Genomic DNA, 11,268 nt, shown 5'->3' with positions numbered 1-11,268 from the left:
GTGATGAAAAAGCCGCCTGCTTTAACGGGAAGGACCGATCCGGTCTTCGACCTGTTGATGAAATCGCCCTACAAGGAACGCCTCCCGGACTACCTGGCCCTGCTGAAACCTCTGGATGATCAGGGGCGTTACCTTCCATTTGATGAATTGCGTTACCGCTGGGCGCCGGGACTGGATTCCAGATTGTGCTGGGCCTTGGTCAAAAAGGCCCGGACAGCCCAGTACTCCTGCCTTCTCCCCTTGGGCGAGCCGGTCCAGTGGGGCAACTTCGTTCTGACGCCGCTGGCGCAGAAAGCCATTTCGGCGGTCGATCGCCAAGCCACTACCGCCGCGCTGGAGTACATGACCAGCCAGATCGGTGAGCGCGCACATTTCAGCTATCTGCTCAATGACCTGATCGAAGACGAGGCCATCAGCAGCAGCCAGCTCGAAGGCGCCGCAACCACCACACGAGTGGCCAAGGACATGCTCAAGCGTCATCGCCTGCCGCGTACGCCAGATGAGCGAATGGTCATTGGTAACTACCGAATGATGAACTTTGCCTGGGAACAGCGTTATCAACCACTGAGTGTGGAACTCATCACCGCGATGCATCGTGTAGGTGTCGAGGGCATCGATGATGCGCAGTATTCGCCGGGGGAATTGCGTGGCAACGATGATGTGGTGGTGCAGGACGGAGAGGGCAACACCGTGCATACACCGCCGCCCGCCGCAGGGCTGGTGTCACGATTGGAGCTGCTGTCGAAGTGGATCAATCAGTCCCACAACGATCTCAACCGTGGGGACTACCTTCATCCACTGGTCAAAGGTATCGCGCTGCATTTTGCTTTGGGTTACGAGCATCCTTTTCGCGATGGCAATGGTCGTGTCGCTCGGGCGCTGTTTTACTGGTTCATGTTCAAGAATGACTTCTCGGCCTTTCGGTACATTGCGATCAGCGTTTTGCTGCGCAACGCGCCGGTGAAATACGGACGGTCGTATTTGAATACCGAGGCCGATGAACTGGACCTGACTTATTTCATTGATTTCCAGTGTTCGGTGATCCTGAGAGCTGTCAGTGGTTTTACCGAGGTCTATCGCAAGAGTCTGGACTACGCCGAACGCTTTGATCGCTGGTTGATGGCATCGGGTTTTTTCGATCAGCTCACCGAGAAGCAGCGCGCCGTCTATCAAGTGGCCAAGAGCGGGATGGCCAAGGAGTTCACGGCCGTCAATGTGAAGGAAAACCTCGACTGCTCTTACAACACCGCTTCGGCGACCTTGAACGGGTTGGTTGATCTGAAGGTGTTTGAGAAGCGGAAGATGGGTCGGGAGTGGGTATTCTTTTTACGGGCCGCACCCGTGGACTCAACCATAATGGAAGCCATTTAAATGAAAAAGCCCGCTGAACCTGTAAAGGTCAGCGGGCTTTCTGTCGCGTGATGGTCGCTAAAAACTACAACGTCCCAAACACCTTCTTCGCCAAACTGGTCGCCGCCGCCGCAGGGTTCTGGCGGATGGTTTCTTCCTGTTTGCCGATCATCTCGAACAAACCGTTCAGGGCCTGCTCGGTGACGTAGTTTTCGACGTTGGCGTTCTTGGCATCCAGCACTCCCATGGTCGCCGCCTGACCCGCGAAGGTGTTGTACTGCTTGGCCAGGCCAACCTGGTCGGTGGCTTGCTTGACGATGGGCAGGAACTTCGTGCGGATCTGTTCGCGGCTGGTTTTGTTCAGGTATTGAGTGGCCGAGTCGTTGCCGCCGCTGAGAATGCCTTTGGCATCTTCCACGCTCATCTTCTTTACTGCGTCCACGAGGATCGGCTGGGCTTGGGTCACGGCGATTTCAGCCGCTTTGTTCATGCTGGTTTCCAGCTCGTCGACCTGATCGCCCATGCCGAACTGCTTCATTTTGCTGGCGACCTTGCCGAGTTTGCCCGGCAAACCGATTTTCACGTCCGGGTTGTTGCTGAAGCCACCCGGTGTGCCGAGTTGTTTGACCGCTAACTGCGCACCTTGGGTCAGGGCATCCTTGAGGCCACCGGTGGCGTCTGTTTGCGACAGGTCGCTGAGCGACAGCGCCAGCGCGCTGGCGGAAATCATCAGGCCTGCGCAAAGGCCCGCGAAGCGAAGGGTAGGGCGAAGCATGGCAGCTTCCTTGTTCGAAAGAGGAGTTTAGTGAAACGCTGGCGACAATCTAACGGATTTTTACAGCAGTTTCGCCCGTGTATTGTTGATGAACGCTATTTTCAGACTTTGCTGAAGGGTTTCAATACAACGGAGCCCGGATACACCTCGATTGAATTGCGGTATTCATTTTCAGTGGCCGTCAGGGTATAGCGTTTGCCCGGCACGACAGTGTCTGGGTCGTATTCCAGATAAAACGCCTCTGCCATTTGTTCACTGATATGCACTTGAGTCAGTTGGACCGCCGCATTGTCGTGCTCATGCGCGACAACGGTCACCGCGTGCTCCGGTTCTACCGGTTGAGGTTCTTGCGCCTGAATGTAAAGACGACCGATAGGGCTCAGGTGCAGGGTTTGTCGGTGTGGTGCGCGGTGGACAATGACGAAGTGGTCCAGGTCAATCAGCAGTGGAACGCCGTTGTGGGTCATGCTGACCGTCACGCGGTATTTGACGCTTACATCGGTATAGTTGTGTACAAATGAAAAATTCCAGCGCCCGCTACGCAACACCGGTTCTCGGGAGTGTGCGACTTTTACAGGCGTAGAAGAGTTTGCAGTTTGAACACTTATATACGTTTCACCTTCGCCACCGATGGGCGGTAGAAAGTCTTCAGGCAAACTAAAAGTGAGGGTGATGTAAGCGTTGTTGTTTTCTGATGAGTTCATCGCGATATCCATATCGGGATTGGTTGTGGGGGATCTATTAATCCATAACCGAGCGAAGATAAGAACATCCTTGTTCTTATAGTCATTGTCAGGAAGTTACAGGCGGCGAAACTAAGCCTGATCCGCCGCATCTTCACTGCGATGCAATGCCACCTGACGGATCGACAAACGAATCTCTGCTGGCAGCACCCGTTTGGCCGCACCTTCGGCCAGTTCGCCGAGCAATTCGTGATAGCTCAACTTACCGGCTTCGTCGCGCTTGAGCACGTCGAGATCAAGCATGGTCTGGATGAAGTGCCGGAACAGACTCTTGTCGAAGAACTCCGGGGCGTTCAGGCCATGCAGGATCGACAGGCGCTGGGCCATGACCGTGCACAGGTCTTCCAACTCTTCGGCGCTGATGCTGTTCTGGCCGCTGTTGAGCAGTAAAGAAACGGTCATGTAGAAGCGCTGCAACGTCTGGGCGATGCTCTTCGACAGCAAGGTCAGCAACACGAAATGCCGCGAACTTGGTACCGGGCGCAGGTAGACATTGTTTTCGAAGCGCAGCAGACCCTGTTCGACGAACGCTTCCAGCCATTGATCGATCACGGCGTCCAGCTCATCCATGGACCAGCGAATGAACAGTTCCGATTGCAGGTACGGATACAGCGCACGGGTGTAGCGCAGGATCTGTTCGCGGCTCATGCGAGAGGCGCTCTGGAAGAAACTCGCCAGCAGCGCCGGTAACGCAAAGATGTGCAGCACGTTGTTGCGGTAGTAGGTCATCAGGACGGCGTTTTGCTCGTCCAGATACAAAATTTTGCCCAGGGCATCGCTCTGCTCGGACAGCAGATCCATGTCCTTCACATGTTCGATCAGTGCGCGACCGTCACCTTCTGGCAGCGTGGTGTGCGCTGAATACGGAACCTTGCGCAACAGCGCCAGATACAAATCGAGCACTCGTGCCATGGCGCGATCGTCCAGCGCCAGACGGCTGGTGGAGAGCAACGCCAGGGCCACCAGGTTCACCGGGTTGATCGCTGCCGCTTCGTTCAGATGCTGCGCGACTTTCTCGCCCAGGCGGTTAGTCGTTTCGTTGAGCCAGGCCGGTTTGAACTGCGGACCGAGTTCCTGTTGGCGCCAGTCCGGTTGTTCGCTGTCGAGGAATTCCGCCAGTTTGATCGGCTCGCCGAAGTTCACCGCCACTTGGCCAAAGCGTTGCTTGAGCGCGCCGATGACTTTGAAAATATCGAAGATCGACTCTTTCTTCTTGGTCGCACCTCGCAGTTCGCCGAGGTAGGTCCGGCCTTCCAGTACGCGCTCGTAACCGATGTACACCGGCACAAACACGATGGGCATGCGCGATGAACGCAGGAAGCTGCGCAGGGTAATCGCGAGCATCCCGGTTTTCGGTTGCAGCATGCGCCCGGTGCGCGAACGGCCGCCCTCGACGAAGTACTCGACCGGGAAACCTTTGGTGAACAGCGTGTGCAGGTATTCGTTGAACACCGAGGTGTACAGCGGGTTGCCCTTGAACGTGCGGCGCATGAAAAACGCACCGCCCCTGCGTAGCAGGCTGCCGATCACCGGCATGTTGAGGTTGATCCCGGCGGCAACGTGCGGCGGGGTCAGGCCATTGCGGAACAGCAGATACGAGAGCAGCAAATAATCGATGTGGCTGCGATGGCACGGCACGTAGATCACTTCGTGACCCTGAGCGACCTTCTGCACGCCTTCGATGTGGTTGACCTTGATCCCGTCGTAGATCTTGTTCCAGAACCAGCTCAGCACCACTTCCAGAAAACGGATGGCGGTGTAGGTGTAGTCCGAGGCGATCTCGTTGCCGTAACGCAGGGCCTGGGCCTTGGCTTTTTCCGGGGAGATGTTCTCGCGCTCGGCTTCGTCGAGGATCGCTTGTTTGACCAGCGGCTGGTTGAGCAAGCCTTTGACCAGATTGCGCCGGTGGGAAATGTCCGGACCGATGACGGCGGCTTTGAGATTGCGGAAGTGCACCCGCAGGATCCGCTGGGCCATGCGCACGGTGCGCTCGTGGCCCTTGTTGTGATCGATCAGCTCGCGCAGGTGAATCGGCGCAGAGAACTGCACACGCGTCTTGCGCCCCAGCACGATGATGCTCAACAAGCGGCGAAGACGGCCGGTGACGGCCCAGCTGTCGGCGAACAGCAATTTCCACGGGCTCGATTCGCTGTCCGGCGACTGACCCCAGAACACGCTGACCGGAATGATTTGCGCGTCTTCGGCGGCGTTCTGGCTCAGGGCACTGACCAACCGGGTGAGAGTCGGCGGCGCACCGCGTTTGTCCTGACGGCCGAGCCAGTCAGGCTCTGGCGTCAGGTAAAAGAACGCGGCGGGTTCCACAAGATTACCCACTGAAACCGGCAGCACCGGGCGGGGCAGGCCAGCTTTGCTGCATTCGGTGTCGACCACGGCGAGGTCGGTCAGCGAAGGGTTTTGCAGGACGTAGAACACCGGGCGACTGCGGTCGAGGTCAAGGGTGAACGACGACTGGTTGATCGTCTCCGAGCGAACCCAGAGATACAACAGTCGGCGCAAGGTGCCAAACACAAGACGGCGGAACGGGGAGCGGGTCATACGGCTTCTGCGTGAGTGGATAAAACCGAGCACTTGCTCGGGAGGGCGACAGTGTGCCGGATTCGTCGAAAATCGGCAAAAAAGCGGCTAAGTAAAGTGAGTTGAGAGTTTTGACGGCTGTCATATACTCGGCCGTTCAAAATAAAAATAAGGGGGTACTGATTCATGGCTACGCGCGAAACCGGCAACGTGAAGTGGTTTAACGACGCCAAGGGCTACGGCTTTATTCAACGCGGGGACGGGGTGGATGTGTTCGTGCACTACCGCGCGATTCGCGGCGAAGGGCACCGTTCGCTGGCTGAAGGGCAGCAGGTTGAATATGCCGTGGTGACGGGCGAGAAGGGCTTGCAGGCTGAAGACGTTGTAGGTCTGTAACCGCGACGCAACCTGTAGGAGCAAGGCTTGCCCGCGATGAATGGCAACGCGGATTACCTGATACACCGCGTCGCCTCAATCGCAGGCAAGCCTTGCTCCTACAGGTTTGTGGTGTCGCTGACTACGCGGTTTTCCAGGTGATCTCTTCTTCACCATCCGCGCTGATACGCATCCAGCGATCTGCAGTTTCTTCCCCTTCTTCCTCGACCCACGTACCCGGCGCGCAACGCACTTCGACGTTCAGCGCGGCAAAGGCTGCGCGTGCGCAGGCGATGTCGTCTTCCCATGGGGTCTGGTCGCTGTCCAGGAACAGGCTGTTCCATTTGCCCACGGCTTTGGGTAGCCAGGTGACGGGCACATTGCCGGCCTTGCACTTGTACGTCTGGCCCTTCTGAACCCAGTCGGTGCACGGGCCCAAAGCAGTGCCGAGCCAGGCCGCAATGGCCTTGTAGTCGACGTCGGCGTCTTTCAGGTAAATCTCGATATCGGGTTGGCGCATGGATGTCCTCACTGCGGGTCTGAAAAATCCATTCGCGGATTTAGCCGGCCTCAAGCCGTTGCTCAAGACCAAAAAATTAAGATTTCTCTCTAACTACTACTGCAGTACGAAATAATCGTAGCGCATCGACACAGTGACTTCGAACGGCTCAGCCTGTTCGATGACCGCCGCGCGGCGTTCGGCACTGGCGCGCCAGCCGTGGGGTGTCATGGCCAACAAGTTCGCGCGGTCCTGTCCCTTTGAAAGTGTCAGTTTGAATTCAAGGGTTTCACTGTGCGCCAGCGCCATACCTTCCGGCACCAGCGCCAGATGCTTGTCGTCGGTGTACTCACGGACTTCGTCGTACAGCCGTTCGCGCAACTCCATCAGGTGACCGCTGGTCGGCCCGACTTTCATCAAACCGCCACCGGGGCTGAGCAGGCGTTTGGCTTCTTCCCAATCCAATGGGCTGAAGACGCTGGCGAGAAACTGGCAACTGCCCGAGGCCAACGGCACCCGCGCCATGCTGGCGATCAACCAGGTCAACTGCGGATTGCGTTTACAGGCGCGTTTCACCGCTTCCCGGGAGATGTCCAGCGCGTAACCGTCGGCGTTTGGCAAGGCCTCGGCGATTTGCGCGGTGTAGTAACCCTCGCCACAGCCGATGTCGAGCCAGCGTTGCGGCGCGAATTGCGCTGCCAGTTCGGCCAGACGCTTGGCCACCGGCGCGTAGTGGCCGGCGTTCAGGAAGTCGCGACGGGCTTCGACCATGGCCAGGTTATCCCCAGGGTCGCGGCTGTTTTTGTGCTGCACGGGCAACAGGTTCAGATAACCCTGGCGCGCGCGGTCAAACCGATGCCCGGCGGGGCAAGCCACGCCGTTGTCCACCGCGTTCAGCGGTTCACTGCAGATCGGGCAGGCGAGCATCAGGCGAGCAACTTGATCAGGGTCTGGTAGTAGATTTCGGTCAGCACGTCGAGGTCAGCGGCCAGTACGCGCTCGTTGACCTGGTGGATCGTTGCATTGACCGGGCCCAGTTCAACCACTTGCGTGCCCATGGTCGCGATGAAACGACCGTCGGAGGTGCCACCGCTGGTGGAAGCCTTGGTTTCGCGACCGGTGATGTCCTTGATGCTCGACGCCACGGCATCCAGCAACGCACCCGGCTCTGTGAGGAACGGCAGACCGGACAGCGCCCAGTCGATGTGCCAGTCCAGGCCGTGCTTGTCGAGAATGTCGGCGACGCGCTTTTGCAGGCCTTCAACGGTGGACTCGGTGGAGAAACGGAAGTTGAACACCGCCACCAGGTCGCCCGGAATCACGTTGGTCGCGCCGGTGCCGGAGTTGACGTTGGAAATCTGGAAACTGGTTGGCGGGAAGAAATCGTTGCCGTGGTCCCAATGCTCGGCGGCCAGTTCGGCCAGGGCCGGGGCGGCGAGGTGGATCGGGTTCTTGGCGAGGTGCGGATAGGCCACGTGGCCCTGCACGCCGCGAACGGTCAGTTTGGCGCCGAGGGAACCGCGACGGCCATTCTTGACCACATCGCCCACCAGCGTGGTGCTCGACGGCTCGCCGACGATGCACCAGTCCAGACGCTCCTTACGGGCGGCGAGGCGTTCGATCACAGCCTTGGTGCCGTGATGCGCCGGGCCTTCTTCGTCACTGGTGATCAGGAAAGCGACCTTGCCCTTGTGATCCGGGTAGTCGGCGACAAAGCGCTCGGCGGCCACGGTCATCGACGCCAGGCTGCCTTTCATGTCCGCCGCGCCACGGCCGCAGAGCATGCCGTGTTCGTCGATCAGCGCGTTGAACGGGTCGATCTGCCAGGCAGTCACCGGGCCAGTCGGTACCACGTCGGTGTGGCCTGCGAAGCACAGCACCGGACCGTCGTGTTTACCGTGGGTCGCCCAGAAGTTATCCACATCTTCGATGCGCATCGGTTCCAGCAGGAAACCGGCGTCGCCCAGGCGCTGCATCATCTGCTTCTGGCAATCGGCGTCGACCGGCGTCACGGACGGACGGCGGATCAGGTCGATGGCGAGTTGAAGGGTCGGCGAAAGGTCGGCGTGGGCCGTCATGGAAAACTCCGGAAGCTAATTGTGTAGGAGCAAAGCTTGTTCGCGATGAACGATGATGAGGTCTTTCTGTTACACCGAGTCGCATCAATCGCGAGCAAGCTTTACTCCTACAGGAATTGGTGCTGGGCGCGCAAAATGGCGGTTATCTTAAAGCAAAACGGCGACCATTGGCCGCCGTTTAGTGCATCCGTACAGATTTAGACCGCCGGTGCCGGCTCCGGCTCGGCTGCCGGTTTCGGCAGCGAAGACAGGAACGCCATGATCAGGGCCGCCAGGTACGGCAGCGACTGCACCAGCAACATGGTCACCCAGAAGCGCATATCGTTGCTCGGCAAGCCGTTGACCAGGAAGATCCCCAGCGCCGCGCCCCACAACAGCAGCATGATGAACATCTCTTCCCGCGCCTCCGAAATGGCCACCCAGAAGCCGTGGTTGTCGGCGTTTTTCGGCGTGCGGAAGAACGGAATGCTGCTGGTGAAGAAGCCGTACAGCACCGCTTTGGCGATGGTGTGCGACAACGCCAAGCCGGCCAGTGCCGCGCAGAAGGCATCTTTCAGGTTCACGCCGACGGCACGGCGATAAAGGAAGATGATCTTGCCAACCTTGAACACGAACAGCGCCAACGGCGGGATCGCGAAAATCAGCAATGGCGGATCGACCCGCTGCGGCACGATGATCATCGCCGCCGACCACAACAATGCGCCGACGGTGAAGAAGATGTTCATGCCATCCGCGACCCACGGCAACCAGCCTGCAAGGAAGTGGTAACGCTGACCACGGGTCAACTCGGTGTCCTTGCCGCGCAGCAAGCTGGCGGTGTGACGCTTGATGATCTGAATCGCGCCGTAGGCCCAGCGGAAACGCTGTTTCTTGAAGTCGATAAAGGTATCGGGCATCAAGCCTTTGCCGTAGCTGGTGTGGTAATACGCCGCCGACAGGCCTTTTTCGAACACGCGCAGACCCAACTCGGCGTCTTCACAGATGCACCAGTCGGCCCAGCCCAGTTCCTCAAGCACCGAGCGCCGGGTCATGGTCATGGTGCCGTGCTGGATGATCGCGTCACGGTCGTTACGGGTGACCATGCCGATATGGAAGAAGCCTTTGTATTCCGCGTAGCAGAGCTTTTTGAAGGTGCTTTCGTTCTGATCGCGGTAATCCTGCGGCGACTGCACCACGGCGATTTTCGGATCGGCGAAGTGCGGCACCATGTGCTTGAGCCAGTTCGGGTCGACGCAGTAGTCCGAGTCGATCACCGCGATGACTTCGGCATCCTTGGCTGTATGCGGGATCAGGTAATTCAGCGCGCCACCCTTGAAACCGGCCAGCGGGGCAACGTGGAAGAACTTGAAGCGCGGGCCGAGGGTTTCACAATAATCGCGCACCGGTTCCCAGACCGCCGGGTCCTTGGTGTTGTTGTCGATGATCAGGACTTCGAAGTCCGGATAGTCGAGGTTGGCCAGGGCGTTGAGGGTCTGTTTGACCATCTCCGGCGGCTCGTTGTAGCACGGCACATGGATCGAGACTTTCGGTCTGTAATCCGAATCGCCCACCACCGGCAGGAATTCACGCCGGCGCTTGTGGGTCCAGACTGCTTCGGCCAGTTCATGGGCCTCGGTCAACAAAACAATAAAGACCCCGAGTGCACCGAGGGCCAGGAGGAATCCGACGGTCAGGCTGAACCAGGTGCTGTATTGCTGGCTGTAGTCGTAACCGATCCACACCAACACCGAACCGCAGAGGAATGCGATGAAGGTCAGGAAGGTACGGCCACGCTGGCGCAGGGCCGAGCCATCAATCATCAGCAGGGTCAGGGACAGCAACGCCAACACGGCCGAGCCGATCGCCAGCACCCGCCATTGCGGGATCGCGACCACCGGGCCTTCGAAGTTGAATTTCTGCTGGCGCGCGGCGTTGAACACGCCCCAATACGCGCCCACAGAGCCTTCGTCGCTGGCCTTCCACGGCTGGTCAAACGCTTCGATCACGAAGTAGTTGAAACCCTGGCGGTTGAGCTTGTTGACCAACGTGCGCAGGTAGATCGCCTGATCCGCCGGGCTGGCATCGGTGCCGCCACGCATACGGCCATTGCTCGGCCAGCCAACCTCCGAAAGCAGCAGCGGTTTTTTCGGGAACATCTTTTTCAGGTCACGGGCGCGGTCGAGGACGAACTGACCGGCCTTGTCCACCGGGATAAATTCCCAGTAAGGCAATACGTGCGCGGCGATCAGGTCGACGTGTTTGGCCAGTTCCGGGTGTTCTTCCCAGACGTGCCACTGCTCGGAGGTGGTAACCGGCACTTTCACGGCCGCGCGGACGCGATCCAGCAGTACGCTCAGTTCAGCGGCGGTAATTTCCTTACGGAAGATCGCCTCGTTGCCTACAACCACGCGAACCACACTGCGGGACGTGTTGGCGATTTCGATGGCACGAGTGATTTCGCGCTCATTGCGCTCCTGGTCCGGGCTGATCCAGATTCCCAGTGTCACGCGCAGGCCGAATTCTTCTGCCAGCTTGGGAATATCTCCCAGCGTACCGTCGACCGAGTAAGTACGGATGTTGTCCGTCAGCTTGCTCATGATCTCCAGGTCGCGACGCATTTGATCGTCGGTGGGGTATTGCTCTTTTTGTGGGTACTGGCCTTGTTGGTACGGCGAGTACGAGAAGCCGGCGATCTGTTCAGGCCAGTTGGGGGCGGTGACCGGGCGATTGATCAGCGCCCAGAAGCCGGTAAACAAGGCTGCGATGGCGAGCACCACGACCAGGTTGAGTCCAAATTTACGCGATGACATAGCTATTTCGGGTTCCGGAGGCAGTGGAACGAAGGAACGGTCGGCAGGACGGCTGCCAAAGGACTTGGAGGGCGCGCATCCTACACCGTGCTTTCACTTACCGTACATCAGGCAGGGAAAAGTC

9 protein-coding genes are annotated in these 11,268 nt (G+C 58.7%); 2 read left to right on the top strand and 7 right to left on the bottom strand.

Features of this window, described 5'->3' with window-relative positions:
- The first annotated feature begins 3 nt into the window (after positions 1–3).
- Positions 4–1,371 (top strand): Fic family protein, encoded by a 1,368-nt coding sequence (locus tag KGB06_RS03760; RefSeq protein WP_223511946.1) that lies wholly within the window; start codon positions 4–6, stop codon positions 1,369–1,371.
- A gap of 64 nt (positions 1,372–1,435) precedes the next feature.
- On the opposite strand, the gene KGB06_RS03755 is transcribed toward KGB06_RS03760, so the two are convergent.
- The 3 genes from KGB06_RS03755 to plsB all read right to left on the bottom strand — a co-directional run bounded on the left by KGB06_RS03755 (position 1,436) and on the right by plsB (position 5,424).
- Positions 1,436–2,125, bottom strand: coding sequence for a DUF4197 domain-containing protein (locus KGB06_RS03755; protein WP_223511945.1), 690 nt, complete (start codon positions 2,123–2,125; stop codon positions 1,436–1,438).
- Positions 2,126–2,226: 101 nt separating this feature from the next.
- Positions 2,227–2,829: a hypothetical protein gene (locus KGB06_RS03750; RefSeq protein WP_223511944.1), complete on the bottom strand. Its 603-nt coding sequence runs from the start codon at positions 2,827–2,829 to the stop codon at positions 2,227–2,229.
- Positions 2,830–2,940: 111 nt separating this feature from the next.
- A complete protein-coding gene (gene plsB / locus KGB06_RS03745) occupies positions 2,941–5,424 on the bottom strand; it encodes a glycerol-3-phosphate 1-O-acyltransferase PlsB (protein ID WP_223511943.1) in 2,484 nt (827 codons plus the stop codon).
- Between the two features lie 165 nt (positions 5,425–5,589).
- Here plsB and KGB06_RS03740 point away from each other — a divergent pair, with 165 nt between their 5' ends.
- The gene (locus KGB06_RS03740) at positions 5,590–5,799 is read left to right on the top strand and encodes a cold-shock protein (RefSeq protein WP_223511942.1); all 210 of its coding nucleotides are present in this window, start codon (positions 5,590–5,592) and stop codon (positions 5,797–5,799) included.
- 121 nt (positions 5,800–5,920) lie between these two features.
- Here KGB06_RS03740 and KGB06_RS03735 read toward each other — a convergent pair whose 3' ends face one another.
- From KGB06_RS03735 to KGB06_RS03720, 4 genes are all read right to left on the bottom strand, one after another.
- On the bottom strand, positions 5,921–6,298 hold the full coding sequence (locus KGB06_RS03735) for a hypothetical protein (RefSeq protein WP_007947690.1): 378 nt from the start codon (positions 6,296–6,298) through the stop codon (positions 5,921–5,923).
- 96 nt (positions 6,299–6,394) lie between these two features.
- A complete protein-coding gene (locus KGB06_RS03730) occupies positions 6,395–7,204 on the bottom strand; it encodes a putative RNA methyltransferase (RefSeq protein ID WP_223511940.1) in 810 nt (269 codons plus the stop codon).
- Entirely contained in the window at positions 7,204–8,355 is a 1,152-nt protein-coding gene (gene dapE / locus KGB06_RS03725; protein WP_223511938.1) for a succinyl-diaminopimelate desuccinylase, read from the bottom strand. Before dapE ends, KGB06_RS03730 begins: the two co-directional genes overlap by 1 nt.
- Before the next feature lie 197 nt (positions 8,356–8,552).
- Positions 8,553–11,144: a glycosyltransferase gene (locus KGB06_RS03720; protein WP_223511936.1), complete on the bottom strand. Its 2,592-nt coding sequence runs from the start codon at positions 11,142–11,144 to the stop codon at positions 8,553–8,555.
- Positions 11,145–11,268 lie beyond the last annotated feature (124 nt).

This window comes from Pseudomonas sp. GL-B-19 (assembly GCF_019956415.1).
Classification (GTDB): Bacteria; Pseudomonadota; Gammaproteobacteria; order Pseudomonadales; family Pseudomonadaceae; genus Aquipseudomonas.
The sequence above is the reverse complement of the archived record's forward strand: the minus strand, read 5'-3'. Positions and strand labels throughout refer to the sequence as shown.